25 protein-coding genes are annotated in these 21,987 nt (G+C 70.7%); 20 read left to right on the top strand and 5 right to left on the bottom strand.

Annotated features, from left to right (window positions below; all coding sequences use genetic code 11):
* Positions 1 to 204 precede the first annotated feature (204 nt).
* Positions 205 to 1,086: a trypsin-like serine protease gene (locus BWI15_RS23870; RefSeq protein WP_077016683.1), complete on the top strand. Its 882-nt coding sequence runs from the start codon at positions 205 to 207 to the stop codon at positions 1,084 to 1,086.
* Positions 1,087 to 1,107: 21 nt separating this feature from the next.
* Positions 1,108 to 1,656 carry a nucleosidase gene (locus BWI15_RS23865; RefSeq protein ID WP_077016682.1) on the top strand — a complete coding sequence of 183 codons (549 nt, stop codon included), beginning with the start codon at positions 1,108 to 1,110 and terminating at the stop codon, positions 1,654 to 1,656.
* Here the strand turns inward: BWI15_RS23865 and BWI15_RS23860 are convergent.
* Positions 1,653 to 2,651 carry an ArsR/SmtB family transcription factor gene (locus BWI15_RS23860; protein ID WP_077016681.1) on the bottom strand — a complete coding sequence of 333 codons (999 nt, stop codon included), beginning with the start codon at positions 2,649 to 2,651 and terminating at the stop codon, positions 1,653 to 1,655. The two genes, BWI15_RS23865 and BWI15_RS23860, sit on opposite strands and share 4 nt — an antisense overlap.
* Positions 2,652 to 2,709: 58 nt before the next feature.
* Here BWI15_RS23860 and BWI15_RS23855 point away from each other — a divergent pair, with 58 nt between their 5' ends.
* Positions 2,710 to 3,921: an MFS transporter gene (locus BWI15_RS23855; protein WP_077016680.1), complete on the top strand. Its 1,212-nt coding sequence runs from the start codon at positions 2,710 to 2,712 to the stop codon at positions 3,919 to 3,921.
* On the opposite strand, the gene BWI15_RS23850 is transcribed toward BWI15_RS23855, so the two are convergent.
* Positions 3,842 to 4,369, bottom strand: coding sequence for an NUDIX domain-containing protein (locus tag BWI15_RS23850; RefSeq protein ID WP_077017237.1), 528 nt, complete (start codon positions 4,367 to 4,369; stop codon positions 3,842 to 3,844). The genes BWI15_RS23855 and BWI15_RS23850 overlap by 80 nt on opposite strands.
* A gap of 94 nt (positions 4,370 to 4,463) precedes the next feature.
* Here BWI15_RS23850 and BWI15_RS23845 point away from each other — a divergent pair, with 94 nt between their 5' ends.
* The 13 genes from BWI15_RS23845 to BWI15_RS23785 all read left to right on the top strand — a co-directional run bounded on the left by BWI15_RS23845 (position 4,464) and on the right by BWI15_RS23785 (position 15,753).
* Entirely contained in the window at positions 4,464 to 4,853 is a 390-nt protein-coding gene (locus BWI15_RS23845) for a MerR family transcriptional regulator (RefSeq protein WP_077016679.1), read from the top strand.
* On the top strand, positions 4,831 to 5,166 hold the full coding sequence (trxA, locus tag BWI15_RS23840; protein ID WP_077016678.1) for a thioredoxin: 336 nt from the start codon (positions 4,831 to 4,833) through the stop codon (positions 5,164 to 5,166). Before BWI15_RS23845 ends, trxA begins: the two co-directional genes overlap by 23 nt.
* Positions 5,167 to 5,275: 109 nt before the next feature.
* Positions 5,276 to 5,443, top strand: a complete 168-nt coding sequence (locus tag BWI15_RS23835; protein ID WP_077016677.1) for a CopG family transcriptional regulator — start codon at positions 5,276 to 5,278, stop codon at positions 5,441 to 5,443.
* Positions 5,436 to 6,083: a VOC family protein gene (locus tag BWI15_RS23830; protein WP_077016676.1), complete on the top strand. Its 648-nt coding sequence runs from the start codon at positions 5,436 to 5,438 to the stop codon at positions 6,081 to 6,083. Before BWI15_RS23835 ends, BWI15_RS23830 begins: the two co-directional genes overlap by 8 nt.
* A 191-nt stretch (positions 6,084 to 6,274) precedes the next feature.
* Complete coding sequence (locus BWI15_RS23825; protein WP_083750965.1) at positions 6,275 to 7,612, top strand: MFS transporter; 1,338 nt, start codon at positions 6,275 to 6,277, stop codon at positions 7,610 to 7,612.
* 68 nt (positions 7,613 to 7,680) lie between these two features.
* Positions 7,681 to 8,505: a GNAT family N-acetyltransferase gene (locus BWI15_RS23820; protein WP_077016675.1), complete on the top strand. Its 825-nt coding sequence runs from the start codon at positions 7,681 to 7,683 to the stop codon at positions 8,503 to 8,505.
* 82 nt (positions 8,506 to 8,587) lie between these two features.
* The gene (locus BWI15_RS23815; protein ID WP_077016674.1) at positions 8,588 to 9,916 is read left to right on the top strand and encodes a M14 family zinc carboxypeptidase; all 1,329 of its coding nucleotides are present in this window, start codon (positions 8,588 to 8,590) and stop codon (positions 9,914 to 9,916) included.
* Between the two features lie 25 nt (positions 9,917 to 9,941).
* On the top strand, positions 9,942 to 10,313 hold the full coding sequence (locus BWI15_RS23810; protein ID WP_077016673.1) for a DoxX family protein: 372 nt from the start codon (positions 9,942 to 9,944) through the stop codon (positions 10,311 to 10,313).
* 135 nt (positions 10,314 to 10,448) lie between these two features.
* Positions 10,449 to 12,212: a proline--tRNA ligase gene (locus BWI15_RS23805; RefSeq protein ID WP_077016672.1), complete on the top strand. Its 1,764-nt coding sequence runs from the start codon at positions 10,449 to 10,451 to the stop codon at positions 12,210 to 12,212.
* 148 nt (positions 12,213 to 12,360) lie between these two features.
* Entirely contained in the window at positions 12,361 to 12,507 is a 147-nt protein-coding gene (locus tag BWI15_RS39485) for a hypothetical protein (RefSeq protein ID WP_168197362.1), read from the top strand.
* A gap of 9 nt (positions 12,508 to 12,516) precedes the next feature.
* The gene (locus tag BWI15_RS23795) at positions 12,517 to 12,945 is read left to right on the top strand and encodes an HIT family protein (RefSeq protein WP_083750964.1); all 429 of its coding nucleotides are present in this window, start codon (positions 12,517 to 12,519) and stop codon (positions 12,943 to 12,945) included.
* A 302-nt stretch (positions 12,946 to 13,247) separates the two neighbouring features.
* On the top strand, positions 13,248 to 14,192 hold the full coding sequence (locus tag BWI15_RS23790; protein WP_237771430.1) for a phosphotransferase family protein: 945 nt from the start codon (positions 13,248 to 13,250) through the stop codon (positions 14,190 to 14,192).
* A 208-nt stretch (positions 14,193 to 14,400) separates the two neighbouring features.
* A complete protein-coding gene (locus BWI15_RS23785) occupies positions 14,401 to 15,753 on the top strand; it encodes an FAD-binding oxidoreductase (protein ID WP_077016669.1) in 1,353 nt (450 codons plus the stop codon).
* 4 nt (positions 15,754 to 15,757) lie between these two features.
* Here the strand turns inward: BWI15_RS23785 and BWI15_RS23780 are convergent, their stop codons facing one another.
* Together BWI15_RS23780 and BWI15_RS23775 are read right to left on the bottom strand one after the other, a co-directional pair.
* Complete coding sequence (locus tag BWI15_RS23780; RefSeq protein WP_237771429.1) at positions 15,758 to 17,059, bottom strand: RNA polymerase sigma factor; 1,302 nt, start codon at positions 17,057 to 17,059, stop codon at positions 15,758 to 15,760.
* Positions 17,056 to 17,451, bottom strand: coding sequence for a YciI family protein (locus BWI15_RS23775; RefSeq protein WP_077017233.1), 396 nt, complete (start codon positions 17,449 to 17,451; stop codon positions 17,056 to 17,058). Before BWI15_RS23775 ends, BWI15_RS23780 begins: the two co-directional genes overlap by 4 nt.
* A gap of 151 nt (positions 17,452 to 17,602) precedes the next feature.
* Here BWI15_RS23775 and BWI15_RS23770 point away from each other — a divergent pair, with 151 nt between their 5' ends.
* The 4 genes from BWI15_RS23770 to BWI15_RS23755 all read left to right on the top strand — a co-directional run bounded on the left by BWI15_RS23770 (position 17,603) and on the right by BWI15_RS23755 (position 20,824).
* On the top strand, positions 17,603 to 18,379 hold the full coding sequence (locus BWI15_RS23770; RefSeq protein ID WP_077016668.1) for a sulfite exporter TauE/SafE family protein: 777 nt from the start codon (positions 17,603 to 17,605) through the stop codon (positions 18,377 to 18,379).
* A gap of 348 nt (positions 18,380 to 18,727) precedes the next feature.
* The gene (locus tag BWI15_RS23765; protein WP_077016667.1) at positions 18,728 to 19,402 is read left to right on the top strand and encodes a slipin family protein; all 675 of its coding nucleotides are present in this window, start codon (positions 18,728 to 18,730) and stop codon (positions 19,400 to 19,402) included.
* A gap of 79 nt (positions 19,403 to 19,481) precedes the next feature.
* Complete coding sequence (locus BWI15_RS23760) at positions 19,482 to 20,234, top strand: class I SAM-dependent methyltransferase (protein WP_077016666.1); 753 nt, start codon at positions 19,482 to 19,484, stop codon at positions 20,232 to 20,234.
* A gap of 77 nt (positions 20,235 to 20,311) precedes the next feature.
* Positions 20,312 to 20,824: a hypothetical protein gene (locus BWI15_RS23755; protein WP_077016665.1), complete on the top strand. Its 513-nt coding sequence runs from the start codon at positions 20,312 to 20,314 to the stop codon at positions 20,822 to 20,824.
* On the opposite strand, the gene BWI15_RS23750 is transcribed toward BWI15_RS23755, so the two are convergent.
* Positions 20,821 to 21,963: a cytochrome P450 gene (locus tag BWI15_RS23750; protein WP_077016664.1), complete on the bottom strand. Its 1,143-nt coding sequence runs from the start codon at positions 21,961 to 21,963 to the stop codon at positions 20,821 to 20,823. The two genes, BWI15_RS23755 and BWI15_RS23750, sit on opposite strands and share 4 nt — an antisense overlap.
* Between the last annotated feature and the right edge of the window lie 24 nt (positions 21,964 to 21,987).

The raw sequence follows: 21,987 nt of genomic DNA, 5'->3' as shown, positions 1-21,987 counted from the left end.
ACCCGGAACGGTCCGGCCGGAGCAGGCCGGACTGTTCCCTCGGGACTCCCGCCCGAGCTGGGTTGGTGGAGCGCACGCCGTCCCCGCCGTACCGGCGTGCAGGGTTTCCCTCGTCTGTCGCAGGCGCCTTCCACCGCCTCGATCTTGCGCATAGTCTGCGAACCGGCCCGCACACTTCCGCGGCGGGCCGTCGGGAGGCAAATCATGAAGCGCAAGATCATCGCCGTGCTCGCCGCCGGAGCCGCCGCCTGCGCGGCCACCCTGCCGGCCGCCGCGATCAACTCCTACAACTCCAGCCCCGCACCCGAACGCACCGAGGTCGGCGCGTTCATGGCGCTGTGGGACACCACCGGTGACGCCGTGCCCGACCGGTTCGACTGGGTCTGCAGCGGGACGATGATCGACGACGACACCTATCTGACCGCGGCCCACTGCACCGACGACTGGCCGGCCGGGACGCGGTTCTACGTGTCGCTCGAGCAGGACGTTCAGTCGCTGCTCGACCAGGCGGCCGCGGCCGGGCTGACACCCGCGCAGACGGCGGCCGACTTCGTCGCCGACGGGCACGCCGTCGAGGGCGATCCCCACCAGGACCCCGCGTACCCGGGCAACTCGGCCGACTCCCACGACATCGGCGTGATCGACTTCGCCGACCGGCAGACCACTCCGGCCGATGTGTGGGACTTCACCCCGGCCACCCTGCCGACCGCCGGCCAGTTGGACTCCCTCGGCAGCCGTGCGCTCGACGCGGCGTCGTGGCTCGTCGTCGGCTACGGCACGCAGGAGGCGGTCCGCGGTCCGGGTGGCCACACGCATCCCGGCGGCGGCGTTCGGCTGAAGGCTCCCGAGGACTTCAACGCGCTGAACAAGACCTGGGTGCGGCTCTCGATGATCGCCCCGCAGGGCAACGGCGGCGCCTGCTACGGCGACTCGGGCGGCCCGAACTTCGTGACCCTGAACGGCCAGTTGGTGCTCGCCGCGACGACGATCACCGGTGACGTTCCGTGCTACGCCACGAACGTCGTCTACCGGCTCGACACCGTGTCGGCCCGCACCTTCCTGGCGCCGTACGTCGACCTGCCCTGAGCGGAGGCTACTGTTCGGCCTGTGACTCGGTATCTGGTGGTCAGCGCGATCGCGGGTGAGGCGAAGTACGTTCCCGAGGGGATCCCGGTCGTGCTGACCGGGATCGGCAAGACCGCGGCGGCGGTGGCCACCGCGCGGGCGCTCGCGACGACCGACACGACCGACCTGGTCGTGCTCAACGTCGGTACGACGGGCGCCCTGCGCGACGGCCTGTCCGGTCTCTTCCTTCCCAGCGAGGTCGTCAACCACGACGTCAACGCCGACGCGATCCGGGCGATCGGCCTGGATCCGAAGGAGTCGCTGCCGATCGAGGGCGGCGACGGCACGGTCCTGGCCTCCGGCGACGTCTTCGTCACCGACCCGGCGGTCCGGGAGCGCCTGGCCGAGCGGGCGCACTTGGTCGACATGGAGGCGTACGGCGTCGCCTTCGCCTGCCGTGAGTTCGGCGTACCGGTGCGGCTGGTCAAGCACGTCTCGGACTCCGCCGACGAAGCCGCCTTGGACTGGCCCGCTCAGGTCGACGCCAGCGCGAAGGTCCTGGGCGAGTGGGTCCGCCAGGAGGTCGGCTAGGCCTGCTGGCCGAGTGTGACGTCCCGGCCTGTCGCGGTCTGCCAGTAGAGGACCTGCCGGCCCGAGCGCCGACGGTGCAGCAGACCCGCGTCGGACAGCACGCGGAGGTGGTCGGCGACGCTCGCCAGTGAGAGCCCGGTGGTCGCCACCAGCGCCGTCGTACTGATCGGTGCCGCGGCCTCGACCAGGATGCGGGCGCGGTTGCGGCCGAGCAGGCGCACCAGCGGTTCGGCGAGCGGCTGGGCGGAGGCGAAGATGCCGGTGACCGGGTACGTGATCGCGAACTGGCCCGGCAGTCGCCAGGTCACGCTCGATCGCAGGCTGTGGGTGGCGATGAACATCAGGTCGTGTCCCCGGACGTCGGTCGGCGGGAAGTCCGCGCGGTTGACCTGCATCCGGCCGTCGCCGAGCCAGCGGATGTCGGGTCCCAGCCCGCGCAGTACGCCGGCCCAGCCCTGCGCGCTGAGGCTCGACGTCCGGGAGACGATGTCGGCCTGCAGCACGCGGTACCGCCGGGGCCAGTCAGGCTTGACCGTCTCGGTCCAGATCCAGCGCAGCAGGGTGGTCACCTCCGAGGCGAGATCGTGGCCCTCGGCAATCAAACGCGGGAGTGGGGGAGCGTCGTCGTCCGCGATGGTGGGACGAGTCCGCCGCGACGGTGAGCGGGTCACCAGCAGGTCCGCCCGGATCTCGTCGTCGCTGAGTGCGGCGAGCGGCGCGATCTCCTGCTCGAAGGTGAGATCAGGCGCGAGTGGCGGAACGGTCAGGAAATCGGCCGTCCACCGCGGCCCGAAGGCGGCGTCGATGATCGCCGCGCCCAGCGGTCGCTCGGCCAGCTGTGCCGACCACCCGGGCAGGTGCAGCTCGCGCCAGGCCCGGTACCACGGCTGCGACGGCTGACGGAGCATCTTCAGCGCCGACACCGTCTCGGTCAGCTGTGACGTGCCGAACCGGGCGTTGGCCAGCACGTCGGCGTCGACGAGGAACTCGGACAAGGTTTCGCCTCCAACCGAAACTGTAGGCGTCCCGGCGATCGGCGGCGAGGGTTTCGCCATGAGTACCTACCGGGAGACCTTCGGCCGGACCGAGTTCCGCAGTCTGTGGCTGAGTAGCGCGCTCGGCAACGCCTCGTCAACGATGACCAGCCTGACGCTGGCGATCGTGGTGAACGAGCGGACCGGCTCGGCGCTGCTGTCCGCGTTCGTCATGTTCGGGCCGTCGCTGGCGCAGGTGGTCGGCGCGTCGACGTTGATGTCCGCGGCCGACACCGCGCGGCCGCGGCGGATCTTGGTTCTGCTTGCCATGCTGTCGACCTTCGCGGTCGCGGCGCAGGCGGCGTTCGACCTCTCGCCGGCCGCTCGGTTGCTGCTCACCCTGGCGGTCGCGTACGGGCTGTCGATCGGCGCCGGCGTGCGCTGGGGACTGCTCAACGAGGTGGTCGCGCCCGACCAGTTCGTGCTCGGTCGATCGGCGATGAACCTGTCCGTCGGCGCGATGCAGATCGCGGGCTTCGGCGCGGCCGGGCTGCTGCTCCAGGTGCTCGACCCGGCTCAGGTCTTCTGGCTGGCGACGGCCTTCGCCGCCCTGGCGATCCCGGTTCTGCGCTTCGGTCTGGCCGACCGCCCGCCGCGACGGCTGGCCCGGACGAGTCCCCGCGAGACCTGGCGAGGCAACCGGATCCTGCTGTCGCGCCCGAGCACCCGGCCGCTCCTGCTCGCCCTCTGCATCCCGAACGGACTGATCGTGGGCTGCGAGGCCCTCTTCGTCCCGTACGCCGGATCAGGCGCGGGGCTGCTCCTGGCCGCCGGAGCCGCCGGCATGATGACCGGCGATCTGGTCGTCGGCCGGTTCCTCACCCGGACGTCACGCCGGACCGTGAGCGCGTACCTGCGCTTCCTGCTCGCCGTGCCGTTTCTCGGATTCGCCTTCGACCTGCCGCTCGGCGTACTGGCGGCTCTGGTCGCAGTGGCCTGCATCGGGTACGGCGCCTCGCTCGCCCAGCAGGAGCTGCTCACCGACGCGACTCCCGTCGAGCTCCGCGGTCAGGTCCTGGGGCTCGAGTCGGCGCTGCGGATGACCACTTTCGGCATCGTCGCGGTCGTCGCCGGCGCGGCCGCGGACCTCGTCGGGCCCGCGCCGGCGATGACCGGGCTCGCCGTCGGGTCGTTGCTCGTCTCGGCGGCGCTCACCCGTCCACTGGCTCGGGTCGCCCGAGCGTCTGCAGATGCTGGAGGACCTTCGTCTCCCGCGCCAGCCACCGCATGACGCCGATGCCGCTTTCCTGAACCTGCAGGTTGGCGCGCAGCGCGTCGGCGACGGTCACCCAGCGGGGGACCAGTTCCAACTCGGTCTCGTAGCCTTCGAGCTGTTGCTCTCCGAGATTCGCGGAGGACGAGCAGAAGAAGTAGTGCGAGGTCATCTTGAAGATCTTGTACTCCGGCTCGCTCGCCCGCAGGTACTCGACGGTGCTGCCGAAGGACAGGCCGACCTCGACGTCGGTCAGCCCACACTCCTCGCGGAACTCGCGCTCCAGCGCCTCCGACGGCGACTCGCCGGGTTCGACGCCACCGCCGGGGAACTTGTAGTCGCCGTGGCGTGAACCGAGCAGCAGCAGCTCGTCATCACGGAACAGCGCGCCCCGGACGGCGGTGCGCTGCAGGGTCCGGCCGGTCAGGTCGAGGTCCGGGTCGTGCCGGAAGGTTCCGAGCATCATGCCGGCCATTCTGTCCCCTGCGACGCTCGCGGTCCGCCGTAGGCTTGACCTTGACCTCAGGGGCAGGGTTTAGCGTCGGTGACGAGGAGGCGGGATGCACATCGGGGACCTGGCGGCCGAGGCCGGCGTGACGGTCAAGGCGGTGCGGTACTACGAGTCGCAGGGGCTGCTGAAGCCCGAGCGGCAACCGAACGGCTATCGCCGGTACACCGCGGAGGACGTCGTGATCGTCCGCGAGGTGAAGGCGTTGCTGAGTCTCGGGCTGACCGCGGAGCAGACCTATCCGTTCATCGAGTGCCTGCGGGCGGGCAACGACCGGGCCGACGTGTGCCCGGCGTCGCTGACGGCGTACCGGCTGCGGATCGCGGAGGTGGATCGGCGGATCGCCGAGCTGACCGACCTGCGCGGCAAGCTCACCGGCCTCCTCGCCGATGCCGAGAACTGGAGAAGGAGACCCGTCCATGAGCGACCTGCTGAGTGTTGACCAAGGCAACTTCGACGAGGTGGTGCTGGGCGCCGCGAAACCGGTCCTGGTCGACTTCTGGGCGCAGTGGTGCCCGCCGTGCCATCAGATCGTGCCGGTGCTGGAACAGATCGCGCGCGAGCGCGCGGACCAGCTCGACATCGTGAAGCTGAACGCCGACGAGAGCCCGGAGATCCCGGCCCGCTACCGGGTGATGGCGATGCCGACGCTGATGCTGTTCCACCACGGCGAGCTGATCTGGTCGGTCGTCGGCGCCCGGCCGAAGTCCTGGCTGCTGAAGAACCTGGACGACGCGCTGCTCGCTGCCGTCTGACGACGCCAACCAGCGGCCGGCCCCGATGGGGTCGGCCGCTGGTTGCGTTGTGCGCCTCGACAGAAATCACGGCTCCCCGATAGCTTGATAGCGTGCTAGCATCCTAGACATGCCGGACGACATCGCCAAGAAGGCGCAGTTCAACGTGTACCTGCCGCCGGAGCTGATTCGGCGGGTGAAGCACCAGGCGATCGACGAGGGCGCGAGCCTGTCGGCGCTGGTCGAGCAGGCGCTGGCCGAGTACCTGGACAAGCACAAGGAGGGCCGGGATGAATGACGTGGTGATCCGACCGTTGCGGTTCACGGCGGACGTCGAAGCGATGCGCGCGTTCCTGGAGACGCTCGGACTGCGTCCCCGGATCGAGGGGGAGAGGGGAGGCTGGGTGGACCTGGTGGCGGGCAGCGGCATGGCCGCGCTGCACGACGCCGCGACGTCGTCGACCGGTGGCAAGGCCGGGGACACCAGTCTCTCGTTCGAGGCCGCGGACATCGACCTGCTCAAGGACCGACTGGTTGCCGCGGGCCACGAAGAGGCGACCACCTGGGACGAGGCGTACGGCCGGGTCCTGTCGGTCACTGCTCCCGGCGGGGTGGTGATCTGGATCGACGAGCGTTCGGACGACCTCTACGGCTACAAGCTCCATCGAACCGCTCCGGACCCTCGGTTGACGGTGGTCCCGCGGTTGTCCGGCGCCGCGGAGGCGGAATGGACGTCGTTCCTCGAGCTGTTCGGCAGCCCCGAGGTCACCTTCGGCCCGCCCGCCGGCGAGTTCGACGTACGGCTGGAGCTGCGGACGACCGAGCCGCTGCCTGACGTCCTGGCTCGTCTGAAGGCCGCCGGGTACGCCGCAGAGCTCACCGGCTCCACGATTGCCATCACCGATCCCGACGGCCAACCGGTTCGGGTACACGCGTGATCGCCGGGCGACGCTCGCGGGACACGGTCGAGTGCGCGATTGTCCGCGGGGTCACACCGGTCGTTACGGATTCGCGGGGGAGCTCGTCGGAGTGACCGGCCAGGAGGAGGGGTTCTGGGTGATGGGGAAGCTCGACCCGGCGGCGTGGACGCCGTCCCGGGAGCTCGGCGACGAGTTGGTGTGGATGAGTCGTGCGCTCTGACGACGCCGAAGCCGTGAGTGCCGCGGCGACCGATCCGGCGACCGACGCCCCCGCGACCGACGCGTCAACCGCCGAACCCCGTACGCCGCTACGCCTGCGCGACGACCCCGACTTCCGGCGGTACTGGCTGGCGCGGGCCTTGTCGACGATGGGCTCGATGGTGACGGCGATCGCCCTGCCGGTGCTGGTCTACCGGTTGAGCGGGTCGCCGTTCCTGACCGCGTTGGTGACCGCGCTCGAGGCGGCGCCGTACTTGCTGGCCGGGTTGTTCGCCGGTGCGTTGGCGGACCGGTGGAACCGCAAGCGCGTGATGGTCGCGGCGGATCTGCTCAACGCCCTGCTGATCAGTTCCGTGCCGATCGCCTACTGGCTCGACGGGCTGACCGTCGTGCACGTGCTGGTGGTCGCGTTCCTGGTCCAGGGCGTGGCGACGTTCTTCGACGGCGCCAACTTCGGCGCCTTGCCGGTTCTGGTCGGCAGAGCCCGAGTCGCCCAGGCGAACGCCGCGGTCTGGACGGCGTCGAGCCTGATCGAGCTGTTCGTGCCGGCTCTGGTCGGCCTGTCGCTCGCGGCGATCAGCCCGGCCGCTCTGCTCACCCTCGACGCGTTGAGCTTCGCCGCCTCGGCGCTCGCGGTCCGCGGGATCGTGCGGGCGATGTCGCAGCAGCGCGACGGCCGCGCGCCGTTGCGGCCCCGGGTCGTGTTCGCCGACATCGCGGAGGGCGTGCGCTTCCTGGTCCGGCACGCCGGCGTCCGCACGATGACGATTGTCGGCAGCATCCAGTCCTTCGCCGGCGGCGGCTTCATGGCGTTGATGGTGGTCTGGACCGACCGCGTGCTCGACATCGGTACGTCGGGACTGCGGTTCGGCCTGGTCTACGGCGCGTGGGGGATCGGCGCGCTCGCGGCCGCGGTCGGTCTGCCCAAGCTGCTCCGCCGTCTGCAACCGGCCGGGATCACGCTCTACGCCTTGCCCGCGTCGGCCGCGCTCGGCGTTGTGACACCACTGATGCCAACCTGGCCGCTGGCCGCGATCGCCTTGCTGGTCTGGGGTTCGGCGTACGTGATGGTGATCGTCAACTCGATCTCGTACCGCCAGCAGGTGACGCCCGAGCACCTGCTCGGCCGGGTCAACACCGCGGGTCGGATGCTGTCGTGGGGAGTCGGCTCGACCCTCGGCTCGGTGACCGGCGGCGTGATCGGCAGCCACCTCGGCGTACGGTCCGCGATGCTGGTGCTCGGGGTGTTCGCGTTCACCGGTGTTCTGGTCGCCTGGACCTCGCCGTTGCGCCGGCTGGCCGCCGAGGTGGATCCGGCCGGGCCCTGACCCGACCCGCTGGGGCGTGAGCCGACCCGTTGCGCGCTCACGTGGCGGGAATCGGCTAGGTTCTCCGCGTGGGCGTACGGGTTCTCGGTCCTCGTGACCTCTCAGCGGCGAGGGCCGTCATCGCCCGCGACCCTGTCGTGAACGTGTTCGTGGACAGCCTGGTGCAGGCGTCCGGGCTCGATCCGCGGCGCGGTGCGGAGGTCTGGGGCTACGTCGAGAAGGGCGTGCTCGAGTCGCTGTGCCACGCCGGCGGCAACATGGTTCCGGTCGGCGCGGGCGAGGCCGCGCTGCGCGCGTTCGCGGCGTACGCGTTGCGCCGGGGCCGGACGTGTTTCCAGATCCTCGGCCCGGCCGTGGCGGTCGACCAGCTGTGGTCCGCGCTCGAACCGCACTGGGGCCCGGCGCGCGAGATCCGCGGCGAGCAGCCGTTCATGGTGATCGACGGACCGCCCGCGATCGAGCCCGATCCGCTGGTCCGCGCGGTCGAACCGGTCGAGCTGGACGTGCTCTATCCGGCCTGCGTCGCGATGTACACCGAGGAGGTCGGCGTCCCGCCGCAGACCGGCCCCGACGGCACCTTCTACCGGTCGCGGGTGGCCGAGCTGATCCGCGCCGGTCGCGCGTTCGCGCGGATCGAGGACGGCAAGGTCGTGTTCAAGGCGGAGGTCGGTTCGGTCGGCACCGGCGTCTGCCAGATCCAGGGCGTCTGGGTCGACCCGGAACGCCGCGGGCAAGGGCTGGCCGCGCCCGGGATGGCGGCGGTCGTCGAGCTGGCCCGTCAGATCGCGCCGGTCGTGACGCTGTACGTGAACGCGTTCAACACGCCCGCGCGAGCGGCGTACGAGCGGGTCGGGTTCCGCACCATCGAGACGTTCGCGACGATCCTGTTCTGAGGTCGAGCGCTCACTGTGATGGTGTGGCGACGGCGGGTGAGGTTTGCTGATGCGAACCGCCCCGCCCCGCGGAAGGAACCCCATGCGGAAAATCGCTGTCCCCCTGGCCTGCTTGGCCCTCGCTGCTGCCGCGGTCGTCGCCGCGCCCTCGGGCAGCGCGACGCAACCCGCTGCCGACTCTGAGCCGGCCTACTACTCACTCAGGCTTCCGGCCGGTACGACGGTCGCCGGGCTGGTCCGCGAGGGCTACGACATCGGCCACGGGCACGGATCCCGTCCGGTGCTGGTCGCGACGCCCGCCGAGGTGGCGAAGCTGCGTGACCGAGGCATCGAGGCCGGCCGGATCGGCGAGGTCTACCAGCCGCTCGACCGCGTCGACGCTGACGCGGCCGGTACGACGTTCTACGGCGGCTACCACACGACGATCGGGCACGAGGAGCACAACGCGTCCGTCGCCGCGACGCACCCGGACCTGGTCAAGCTCTACGACATCGGCGACTCGTGGAAGAAGACGAAGGGCCAGGGCGGTCACGACATCCAGGCGCTGTGCATCAGCAAGCTCGTCGCCGGGGACTGCGCACTGAGCAGTACGGGCAAGAAGCCGAAGTTCGTGTTGTACGCCCAGATCCATGCCCGCGAGCTGTCGACCGGCGAGCTGGCCTACCGATGGATCGACCTGCTGGTGTCGTCGTACGGCAAGGACCCGGCGATCACTTCGGTGCTGGACACGCGGGAGCTGTGGGTCGTCCCGATCGGCAATCCCGACGGCGTCGACGTGGTGTCCGCCTCGCCGAGCCGGCCGGCCATGCACCGCAAGAACGTGAACAACTCGGTCGGTGGGTGCCCGGCTGCCGACGCCGGGGTCGACCTGAACCGCAACTCGAACTTCCAGTGGGACCCGCAGCAGGGCGGACCGTGCGACGAGACCTATCCGGGGGCCAAGGCGGTCTCGGAGCCGGAGACGATCGCAGTGCAAGGGCTGCTGGGCAAGCTGTTCCGGGACACGAAGGCCGGCGTGGACGACCCGGCCGCGGCGGACACGACCGGCGTCTTCGTGACCCTGCACAGCTTCGGCAACGACATCCTCGCGCCGTACGGGTACACCAACACCGCCGCGCCGAACCGGGCCGCGCTGGTTGCCCTGGGCAAGAAGATGGGCGCGTTCAACGGGTACCCGGTGTCGACCGGCGACGGCGGGGTCGGCTACTTCGCACCCGGGTCGACCGACGACTGGTTGTACGGCACGCGTGGCGTTGCGTCGTACACGTTCGAGGTGGGCGCGGTGTCCGGGACGTGCAGTGGGTTCTTCCCGGCGTACTCGTGTGTGGACTCGACGTTCTGGCCCAAGAACAAGGCCGCCTTCCTGTACGCCGCGAAGGCCGCGGCGGCGCCGTACGGGACCCTGCCGTGATCGCAGCAGGTCATAGGGTGCTCGCATGAGTCGACGGAGCAGGAGCACGACGGGCCTGGCGGGGTTGTTCGCGGTGATGGGTGTGCTGCACTTCGTTCAGCCCAAGCCGTTCGAGCGGATCATCCCGAAGGCGGTGCCGGCGAAGAAGGAGCTGGTCTACGCCTCCGGGGTGGCCGAGCTGGTCTGCGCCGCGGGGCTGCTCCACCCGCGGACGCGGCGGGCCGCCGGGCTCGCGAGCGCGGCGCTACTGGCCGCCGTGTTCCCGGCCAACGTGCAGATGGCGCTGGACGTGAACCGCAAGGGATCGACGCAGGCGAAGGCGCTCGCGTTCGGCCGGTTGCCGCTGCAGATCCCGCTCATCCGCGCGGCGTTGAAAGCCTCCCGCGAGACCAGCTGATCACCTCCCGGGCGGACCGGGTGACTGTGCGTGCGCGCGGCCTGGGGATAATGGGTCGGAGCAGGTCCCGGAGGCGGATATCCTTCTGGACGTCAGCTGTTCCACTGTCCTACTGGTATTCGCCTGGAGACTCCCGTGATTCTGCGCATGTCGTCGTTGTTCCTCCGCACCCTTCGCGAGGACCCGGCGGACGCGGAGGTCCCGAGCCACAAGCTGCTCGTCCGCGCCGGCTACATCCGCCGCACCGCGCCCGGGATGTACACCTGGCTGCCGCTGGGGCTGCGGGTGCTGCGCAACGTGGAGAAGATCGTCCGCGAGGAGATGGACGCGATCGGCGCGCAGGAGCTGGTCTTCCCGGCGCTGCTGCCGCGCGAGCCCTACGAGGCGACCGGCCGCTGGACCGAGTACGGACCGAACCTGTTCCGGCTCAAGGACCGCAAGGGCGCCGACATGCTGCTCGGGCCGACGCACGAGGAGATGTTCACCCTGGCGGTGAAGGACCTCTACTCGTCGTACAAGGACCTGCCGCTGTCGATCTACCAGATCCAGAACAAGTACCGCGACGAGGCGCGGCCGCGGGCCGGCGTGCTGCGCGGGCGTGAGTTCGTGATGAAGGACTCCTACTCCTTCGACATCGACCAGGCCGGGCTGCAGGCCTCGTACGAGCTGCACCGCAAGGCCTACATCGCGATCTTCGATCGGCTCGGCTTCGACTACGTGATCGTGCAGGCGATGTCCGGCGCGATGGGCGGGTCGGCCTCGGAGGAGTTCCTGGCGATCGCGGAGAACGGCGAGGACACCTTCGTCCGCTCGCCGGGTGGTTACGCGGCCAACGTCGAGGCGGTTGTCGTGCCGCAGTCGCCGCCGGTGGACGCCTCCGCCGTGCCCGCCGCCGAGGTGGTCGACACCCCGGACACGCCGACCATCGACACGCTGGTCGACGCGCTGAACGCCAAGCACCCGCGCACCGACGGCCGGGAGTGGACGGCGGCGGACACGTTGAAGAACGTGCTCGTCATGCTCGTGCACCCCGACGGCACGCGCGAGCCGCTGGCGATCGGCGTACCGGGGGACCGGGCGCTGGACGAGAAGCGGCTCGGCGCGCAGGTCGAGCCGGCCGAGGTGGTCGCCTTCGATGACGCCGACTTCGTCAAGAACCCGGCGCTGGCCAAGGGCTACATCGGCCCGGGCGTGCTCGGCAAGGACAACACCTCCGGTATCCGGTACCTGCTCGACCCGCGGGTCGCCGAGGGTTCGGCCTGGGTGACCGGAGCGGACAAGTCCGGCTACCACGTGATCAACCTGGTGCACGGCCGCGACTTCACCGCCGACGGCACGATCCAGGCCGCCGAGGTGCGCGACGGTGACGAGGCGCCGGACGGGTCGGGTCCGCTGTCGACCGCGCGCGGCATCGAGATGGGACACATCTTCCAGCTCGGCCAGAAGTACGCCGAGGCGCTCGACCTCAAGGTGCTCGACCAGAACGGCAAGCTCGTCACGGTCACGATGGGTTCGTACGGCGTCGGCGTCACGCGCGCCGTGGCCGCGATCGCCGAGGGCAACCACGACGAGCTCGGCCTGATCTGGCCGCGCGAGATCGCGCCGGCCGACGTCCACCTGGTCGCCACCGGCAAGGACGCCGAGGTGTTCAGCAAGGCCGCGGAGATCGCGACCGAGCTGGAGTCCCGGGGCCTGACCGTGCTGTACGACGACCGCGAGAAGGTGTCGCCGGGCGTGAAGTTCAAGGACTCCGAGCTGCTCGGCATCCCGACGATCGCCGTGGTCGGCAAGGGCCTGGCCGACGGCACCATCGAGGTCAAGGACCGCCGCTCCGGCGACCGCACCGACGTCCCGGTTGCCGAGGTCGTTGACCACCTGGTCGCGGTCGTCCGCGGGTAGTTCGTCCGTTCGTTGGAAGCCCCTGCCTGTCGCGGCGGGGGCTTCCGCGGTTTCTGGCGCGGGGGAAACGCGGTTCGGCTGACCGGATGGGCGCCGATGGAGATCGCAGGGGATGGTGGTCGCCGATGGAGACGACGGGTGGGCGCCGATGGAGACGACGGGGTGGGCGCCGATGGAGACGACGGGGTGGGCGCCGGCGGAGACGACGGGGGTGGACGTCGGCGGAGACGACGGGGAGATGATCGCCGATGAATCGGAGGGGTGGCGATCGCCGGTGGAGATGAAGGGACGGTGATCGCCGGTCATGAATGACAGGTCGGTGGGCGATGCCTGCACGTTCTGCGAAATCGCTGCGGGACGACTCCCGGCGCGCTTTGTCTACCAGGACGACGACGCGATCGCGTTCCTGGACATCCGACCACTGCGCCGGGGCCACACTTTGGCCGTGCCGCGGCAGCACGTCGCCGACCTGACCGCCGAGGGCGCCGCGACGGCGTTCGCCGCCGTTGCTCCGGCGCTGGAGGCAACCGCGCGCATCCTCTCGACCCGGCTCCCCGCCGACGGGATCAGCGTCCTGCAGGCCAACGGCCGCGCGGCCGGCCAGGAGGTCTTGCACCTCCATTTCCACCTCGTGCCCCGGTGGAACGGCGACCGCCCGCTGAACGACTGGACCAGCGACGACGCCGCGGCCCCGACGCTGACCGCGACCCACGAGGCGCTCGTCGGCGATTGACGCACCCACGGGACATGCCTGAACGAGATGGTTGCCGCGGCTCAAGCCCGACGCTGAGCCATCACTCGGGCGTCCCGGCATCTGGTGCTGGAGCGGGCGTGGGTGCCGCCGCTAGCTCATGAGGTGCTGCCCGCCACCCAGGATGGTGACCAGTAGGCTCGCCGTCCCCACCGCCGTCGCCCTCCCCGTCCTCGTCCCCGTCGCAGTCCCCATCCCCGGTGCTGTTCTGGCCGTCGTGGATGCCGGTCCGGGCTTGGAAAATCCCGGTGCGGCCATGACCTTCGACCCCTAGATTGCGTGGCGTGACCGCGGACGACGTACCTTCCCACCTCTCGTTCCTCGGCGCGCCGAGCGGGCCGATGATCCGCGTCCACGGCGGGTTCGCCAACCGGTTGTACCGGCTCGACACCGACCAGGGGTCGTTCGCGGTGAAGGAGCTGAACCTCGTCGACCGCCGTTCGGCCTATCACGTCGAGGACGTGTTCAGGTTGGAGCGGGCGGCTTTCGCGGCGGGCATTCCGATGCCGGAGCCGATCTGGGCCGGCCACGGCATGCTCGTGCACCGGTGGGTCGAGGGAGAGAAGGTGCCCGAGGCACCGGTACCGGCGGCGTACGGGTTCGAGATCGGTGAGATCCTCGCGCGCCTGCACGCGCTCGATGTCAAGTGGACCAACGTGCCGATCGAGGAGCCGGCGTCACGGGACTGGCCGGAGCTCGCCGAGCGGGCAGCGGAAACCGGTCAGCCGTGGGCCGACGAGCTCGCCTCGCGGGTCGAGACGTTCCTCGCCATCGCCCACTTCGTCGACACCTGCGAACGGCCCGGTCCCGTCGTGCTGACCCACAGGGACATCCAGCCGTGGAACCTGCTCGCTCGAGACGGTCGGCCGGTGTTGCTCGATTGGGAGCTCTCGGGGCCGCTCGACCTGGCCGGTGAACTCGGCTCGACCGCTCTGAGCCTCGCGAAGGGACCTGGCTTCGACGACATCCAGCCCGCCAGCTTCCGCTCGGTTGTCGACGGCTACGTAGCTGGAGGCGGAGCGCTGCCGCCGCCGGGTCCGAGCTGGTTCGTGTTCCTGATCGGCGGCTGGCTCGGGTTCACGAGGTGGAACATCCTCCGCTGCCTCGCCGGCGTCGAGGCGAGCACCGGCCCTGACCTCGCGCTGTCGCACGAATCGGTGCGCAACGGCGTCCGCGGTCTGCCGGATCTGTACGGCCGGCTTCCGGAGCTCGAGGCGCTGCTGATGTGACAAGCCCGAGCTCAGCTCGTCCCGATCGGTGAGCTGAACCAGCCTCTCCGCCCTCCGTCACTCCTTCCGCGAGCTCTCGTCCGACCAGCCGCCACCGACCACCAGGTGTTCCGAAAATTCTTCGCCAGACATGTCGAGGATCGGCAAGCGGCTGCGATCAGGAGGTGAGGCGCCCACGACGGGTGCTCGTGATTGGAGTGGGTGGACGATGGCAGCAGGACGAATTGAGGGAATCGACGGGCTTCGCGCGGCGGTGGTCGGCGAAGTGCTGACCGCGGGAGATTCGGCGTACCAGGGGTTGAGCCGGACGCTCACGGTGCAGGGCAGGCCGGAAGTGGTCTTGCGGTGCACGGGCCCGGCAGACGTCGCGGCGGGGTTGCGGTACGCCGCGGAGCTGGGGCTGCCGGTGGCAGTGCGCAGCGGAGGCCATCACCCGGCGGGATTCGGCACGAACGACGGGGGAGTGGTGCTCGACGTCGGCCCGATGGACGAAGTCACGATCCTGTCCGAAGAGCCGGGCGGGACGGTTCGGGTCGGCACCGGAGCGACCTGGGGGCGCGTAGCCGGGGAGCTGGCCGGTTCGGGACTGGCGATCACGTCCGGTGACACGGCTGGTGTCGGTGTCGGCGGGCTGGTCGCCGGCGGCGGAATCGGGTGGATGGTGCGCAAGCACGGCCTGGCGTTGGACAACGTGCTGGCGGCCGAAATGGTAACCGCTGACGGGGTGGTGCGGCGGGTCGATGCGGTCGAGGAGCCGGAGTTGTTCTGGGGTGTGCGCGGTGCGGCGGGCAGCCTCGGCGTGGTGACGTCGTACGAGTTTGCGGCGGTGCACCAGCCGACGGTGCTCTTCGGCAGCTTGCTGTTCCCGTCGGCGCAATTGGAGCAGGTGCTGACCGGCTGGGTCGAGTATATGCTCGACGCGCCGAGGGACCTGTCGTCGTCGGTGCAGCTGCCGCCGACCATGGTGGCGGAGGGGCAGGCGCCGATCGCTGTCGCGGTGTGCATCGCGGGCGACCTCGCTGCTCGGGAGGCGCTGCTGGCGCCGCTCCGCGCGCTCGGGACAGTGCTGACCGACTCGGTCGCGGAGATGCCGTACGCGCAGGTGCTGGCGAGCGAGCAGATGCCGCCGGACTGGACGCCGCGGATGCGCAACGGGCTGTTCGATCGCTGGTCGCCGGAGTTCGGGCAGCGGTTGGCCGAGGCGCGGCGGCGGATGCCGATGATGGCGGTGGACATTCGCGCGCTGGGCGGCGCGTTCGGCGCGGTCGATCCGGACGCGACGGCCTTCGCGCATCGCGAGGCCAGGTTCATGGTGAACACGGCGCTGCTCGGATCCACCGCGATGCACGGCGCGCAGATCGAGGACTTCGACGCGATGTGGCAGGCGCTCGCGCCGGAACGGGCCTACGGCAACTTCTTGTCGCATCCGACGGCGGACGACCTCGAACGCTGCTTCCCGAAGCCGCACAGCGACCGGCTGGCGGCGTTGAAGCAGGAGGTCGACCCGACCGAGGTGTTCCGTACGGCGCTGACAGTCCCGCCGGCCGGGCGGATCAACTGAACCGTCAGCGGCTGAGCCGGGCGATACGCTCGCGCAGGTAGTTCTGCTCGGCGATGTTCCGCGTACGAGCGAGCGCTGCGGTGTACTGCTCGCGGGCCTCCGCATCCCGGCCGGCGAGCTCGTACAGATGCGCGAGCACGGACAGGCGGCGGTGGTGGTCGCCGAGGTGCCGGTCGTCGGCGAGGCCGTCGACGATCGCGATCCCCGCGTCGGGTCCCTCGGTCATCGCCACCGCCACCGCCGCGCCGAGCGTCACCATCGGCCCCGGATCGACCTCGGCGAGGATCCGGTACAGCTCGGCGATCTGCACCCAGTCGGTCGACTCCACCGAGTCGGCCTCGCTGTGCACCGCGGCGATCGCGGCCTCCAGCTGGTACGGCCCGACGCGGCCCGAGGACAACGCGGCCTCGACCAGGGCCGTGCCCTCGGCGATCTCGTCGGCGTACCAGCGGGTGCGGTCCTGACGGTCGGCCGGGACGAGGGTGCCGCCTGGTCCGGTCCGGGCGTCACGACGGGCGTGGGTGAGAATCATCAGCGCGAGCAGCCCGGTCACCTCGCCCGCGCGGGGAGCGGCCTCGTGCAGCATGCGGGTGATCCGGAGGGCCTCGACGGCGAGGTCCAGCCGCTGCAGCTGGTCGCCGGCGCTGGCCGTGTGCCCTTCGTTGAAGATCAGGTACAGCACATGCAGTACGGCACGGAGCCGCTCGTCGTACTCCTCACCGGTGGGCAGCTCGAAGCGCGCGCCGGATTCCTTGATCAGGCGCTTGGCCCGACTGATCCGCTGGGCCACCGTGGTCTCGCCGACCAGCAGCGCGGCCGCGACCTCCGCGGTGGTCAGACCGCCGACCGAGCGCAGGGTGAGCGCGATCTGCGAGGCCGGGGTCAGCGACGGATGGCAGCACAGCACGAGCAACCGAAGGGTGTCGTCGGTGTTCTCGACGCCGTCCTCGTCCGGCTGAGCCGGCGTGCGCAGGAAGTCGGTGACCTCGCGCTGCCGCCGGGCGTTGTCGCGCCGCCAGCCGTCCATCAGCCGCCGCGTCGCGACGCTGATCAGCCAGCCGACCGGTTGCTCCGGTACGCCGTTCGCGCGCCACTGCGTCAACGCGCCGAGCAGCGCCTCCTGGACGGCGTCCTCGCACTGGTCGAACACGCCGTACCGGCGGACGAGGAGCGCCAGTGCCTTCGGCGCGGCCGCGCGGATCGCACCCTCGAGCTCCCCATCGCGCGCGACCGCCGAACTCTCCGGCGCAGCCTGAGAAGCGCCCGGCTCCCCGTGCGGCACGTCCTCCGGGGAGCCCGGCGTCACTGGCCCAGATCCAGGTCCAGGTCCGCGAGTGCCTCCGCTTCGAAGTCGCGGATCGGACGGACCTCGATCCGCTGCACCGCGGCGTACGGGATCTCGGCAGCGATCTCCAGCGCCCGCTCCGGCGTCGTCACCTCCACCACCAGCCCGCCGGCGAGGAACTCCTTGGTCTCCAGGAACGGCCGGTCCGAGATCACCGGCGTCCCGCCGACGACCTGCACGGTCTTGCTCTGTGACGGGTCGTGCAGCGCGAGGACCGTCACCAGCTCGCCGCTGTCGCGCAGTTGGCGGATCCGCTCGGCCACCTCCCGCCCACCGACCAGCGCCCGGCGCTGCTCCGGGGTGAGCCCGTCCAGCGCCTCGGGGTTGTTGTGAATCAGCAGTAGGAACTTCACCCCGCCATTGTGCTGAGTCGTGGGGTCGGTGTCCGCTGGTTTGAACCCGGCGCGAGTGGGGTCGATCACGTCGGGCGACGTAAGGGTTTTCCCGTACTACGTCCTTACTTGATCATGGGGGACGTGAATTTTTCCCGCCGCCGGTGCCGCCGTGCCTGACATCTCGTTGTGGACCCTCGTCTTCCTGGTGGTCGCCGCCTTCTCGGCCGGCTGGATCGACGCGGTGGTCGGCGGTGGCGGGCTGATCCAGTTGCCCGCGATGCTGCTCGGTCTGCCGAACGCCTCGCCGGCGCAGATCCTCTCCACCAACAAGATCTCGTCACTGTGCGGTACGGCGACCAGCGCGGTCACGTTCGGCGTCAAGGTCCGCCCGGACCGGCGTACCGTGCTGCCGCTGACGATCCTGGCCGGAGTCGGTGCCGCCGCCGGAGCGTTGGTGGCGACCAAGATCCCGATGAGCTGGTTCAAGCCGATCGTGCTCGTACTGCTGATCGGCGTCGCGATCTACACCGCCCTCAAACCGGCGCTCGGCGCCCGGACCGCGCTGAGGTGGGACGGCCGCAACCACTACGTCGCCGCCGGGGCGGTCGGTCTGCTGATCGGCTTCTACGACGGCGCGGTCGGTCCCGGCACCGGCTCGTTCCTGATCTTCGCGCTGGTCGGCCTGCTCGGCTACAACTTCCTGCAGGCCAGCGCGAAGGCGAAGATCGCGAACGTCGCCACCAACCTCGGCGCGATCGCCGTCTTCGCCGCGCACGGCGCGCCGCTGTGGGGCCTCGGTCTAGCGATGGGTGCCGCCAACATGGTCGGTGGTCTGCTCGGTGCCCGGACGGCGGTCGCCCGGGGCAGCAAGTTCGTCCGGATCATCTTCCTGGTCGTGGTCAGCGCACTGATCCTGCGCCTCGGCTACGACGTCTTCTTCGCCTGAACCTTGCTCGGGGCAACAAACTGATCGGGAATCCGGTTGCTCCGGGCCCACACCGGCCCGCACACTGATCGGCGTACGGCCGGATCAGCAGCGGCGCCGGCGTTCGCCGGAACCGTTCTGCGCGTTGTACCCGGTGCGGTACGTCTGCCGCTTTGCAACGGACAAGGCTCTCCAGGTCTGTCCCGGTGCTCGCGCTGGCCCGACCCCCGGCTCTGCAGGCCCGGCTGCTCGTCACGAGCCGGTTCCTCCGCCGGGGTCCGGGGTGAGCACCGGGACAGGCCGTCCGCATCGCGGCGTACACAGACAGGCGACGACAGCAGGCGACGACCGGACGAAGGGGAGTGGACGATGGCGAAGATCACCGTGCAGACGCACGAGCAGGTACTGGTGTACCGCGACGGTGCCTTCGAGTCCCAGCTCGAACCCGGCCGGTACGCCGTCCGCCAGGCCCGCCGGACCCGGCAGGAGCGCATCGACCTGCGGATCCGCCAGCTGTCGGTCTCCGGCCAGGAGATCTTCACCGCCGACGGCGTGACCGTGCGCGTCACCGCGATCGCCCGCTGGAAGGTGTCCGACGCGCGCGCCTTCGTCGAGCGCGCCGAAGCCCCCGAGGAACTGCTGCATGTCGCTCTCCAGTTGGCGGTCCGCGACGCGGTCGGCCGGCACGAGCTCGACGAGCTGCTGCGCCCCGAAGGCCGGGACGCGGTCGCGGCGGCCTTGGGCGCTCCGGTCCAGGCGGAAGCGACCGACCTCGGCATCACTGTGCTCGACGCGGCGATCCGCGACCTCGGTGTCGTCGGCGAGCTGCGCGTCGCGCTGGCCGAGACCGCGGTGGAGCGTCAGCGCGGCCGCGCCGCTCTCGAACGCGCCCGCGGCGAGGCAGCGGCCCTGCGCTCGATGGCGAACTCGGCCAAGCTGCTCGACGACCACCCGGCCCTGGCGACGCTGCGACTGGTCCAGGCCGCAGCCGACTCCGGCGCCACCGTCGTACTGACTCCGGATGGTCTACCGTCTCGCACATGAAGGTGGGCCACACCCACTTCACCGTCGAGCTGCACGCCGAGCAGCCGCCCGTCTGGCATCGGGCCTGGAAGGACTAGCCATGGTCGACTACGACGATCGCCTGCACCGCGTGTACGCGGCCGGCCGGGCCGTCGACCAGGAAACCATCGACACCTGGATGCGCGCGTACGCCGAGGTCGTTCCGGCGCAGCGCCCGTTGACCGTGCTGGATCTCGGCTCCGGCATCGGCCGCTTCACTCCGGCGTTGGCCGAGACGTTCGGCGGGCCGGCGTACGGGGTGGAACCTTCCGCCCGGATGCGCGAGCAGTCCCCGCCGCATCCCCGGGTCACCTATCTCGAAGGATCCGCCGAGGCGATCCCCCTGGCGGACTCCTCGTGTGACGTGGCGCTGCTCTTCCTGTCGTTCCACCATTTCGCCGATCAGCAGCAGGCGTTGCGCGAGCTGCACCGTGTCCTGCGGCCCGGTGGTGTCGTGCTGCTGAGGAGCCAGTTCGCGGACCGGATGCCGGAGCTGCCCTGGTACGAGTACTTCCCGTCGGCGCCGGCTGCCGACGCGGCGATGTACCGCACGGTCGCGGAGACCCAGCGGATGGCGCGCGCGGCCGGTCTCGTGCCGGACGACGAGTTGCGGCTGATCAGCGCCGAGCGGCCGCGCACCCTGGCCGCGCTGTACGACCGGGTCAGCACGCGGGCGCTGTCGACGTTCGAGCACCTTCCGGCCGAGGAGATCGAGGCCGGGTTCGCGGCCTTCCGCCGCGACGCCGAGGCCGATCCCGATCGCGAGACCCCGGTGATCCCGGCCAGCTTGATGGTGCTCCGGCGCTCGCACTGACAGTACGGGCGGCCGGCGCGTTGCCCGTTCGTGCAAATCCTCCGCCGGCTCCGCGCCGGTCGCCCTAGGGTCGCGACATGACGACGATCTTCGACGGCCGGATGGGCCTGACCTTCGGCCAGATCTACCTGATGACCGGTGGGGTGGACTGGCCGGACTTCGACGACGCCCGGCGCGGTCAGGTCAACGGGCTCTGCGGAGCGGCACAACCCGGACGGCTGCTGCTGATGACCGGCTTGCACAGCGGCGCCGTCGGCCTGCGCGTCGAGCGGCTGGACGCGGAACCGGCGCTGGACGACCAGTGGGAGGAAGTCGTCGAGGTCTCGCTCGTGCCGGCCGGTTCGGCGTTGACGCTGCACGGGCTGGATTCCGGCCCGTTCGTGAAGGCCGAGTTGCCGGTTGTCAGCTACCGGGCCCGCTACTGCGCCGCCGGGATGGACAAGGGCAAGGAAGTCGATGTCGTCCTGGGCGACGAGCCGGTCGTCGACCACTACCTGCTCCAGCTGTGGCCAGCGGAGCCGGCGCCGGACGTGATCCGCAAGCAGACGTCGGCCACCGCGGCGTACTGGCACCAGGAGCAGCGCGGCTAGACCTGAGGTGGAGGCGCCTGTTCGACGTCCCAGCGCACCTTCACCGCCGCCGGCTTGCGGAAGACCAGACCGCGCGGGGGAGGAGACGACGGATCAAGCCGCAGCCCCGGGAGTGCGAGGGCGGCGCGCAGTGCGGTCAGCGCTTCCAGCCGAGCCAGGTGCATCCCAAGACAGATGTGCGGCCCGCTGGCCCACGCCAGGTGGCGGCGCGCGTTCGCACGGCGTACGTCGTACCGGTCCGGATCGGGAAAGACCTCGGGGTCGCGACCGGCGCCCGCCAGCGAGACGGTGACCAGGTCCCCGCGACGCACCGGGCAGCCGGCCAGTTCGACGTCCCGGGTGGCGTAGCGATCGACGACGGCCGCCGCGGGTTCGAGGCGCAGCGACTCCTCCAGTGCGTTGGCCAGCAGAGTCGGATCGGCCAGCACGAGCTCGAGCTGGTCCCGATGCGTCAGCAGGTGCCAGAGGCAGTTGGTGATCATGCCCTCGGTCGTCTCGATCCCGCCGAACATCAGCACCGCGGCGTTCGCGACCACCTCGTCCACGCCCAGGCCCGCACCGGCCGCCTCGGCGACCAGCGAGTCCGACGTTTCGATGCCGCCGGCAACATGTGCGTGCAGCCGCGCGAATGCCTCGGCCCCGGCCGCCGTGACCTGGCGACCGGCCGCGACGCCGGTCACCGAGTCCGAGATCGCCTCGTACCACCCGAGCACCGTCGAGGCCGACGCCGGCGGTAACCCGAGCGAGTAGGCCACGACCGCCACGGACAGCGGCCCGGCGAGCGTTCGCCGGAGATCAGCGGCCCCGTCCGCCGCGATCTCCTCGACCAGCGACGCCACCGTCTGGGCCACCGGCTCCGTGAACCGCGCCCGCGTCTCCGCCAGCCCGAACGCCTTCTCGAACGGCGCCCGGTGCGCGACGTGCGCCGTACCGTCCAGGGACAGCATCGACGGCCCCACCACCTGCGCCGTCGAGAACCGCGGGTCGTCGACCGTGAACGTCTCGGGATCGCGCATCACCCGCACCGCGAGCTCGCGCCCGCTCACCACCCACCCGCCGAGCGCGTCCAGCCAGCCCACCGGCCGCACCGCCGCCAACGCCGCGTGCGGATCGTCCGCCAGCTCCGCCACAGTGGTCATGCCCGACGATGTTACGGGCCAGAC

It is taken from the genome of Kribbella sp. ALI-6-A (assembly GCF_001984195.1).
In the GTDB taxonomy this organism is placed as follows: Bacteria; Actinomycetota; Actinomycetes; order Propionibacteriales; family Kribbellaceae; genus Kribbella.
This window is presented reverse-complemented; position numbering and strand designations above follow the sequence as displayed.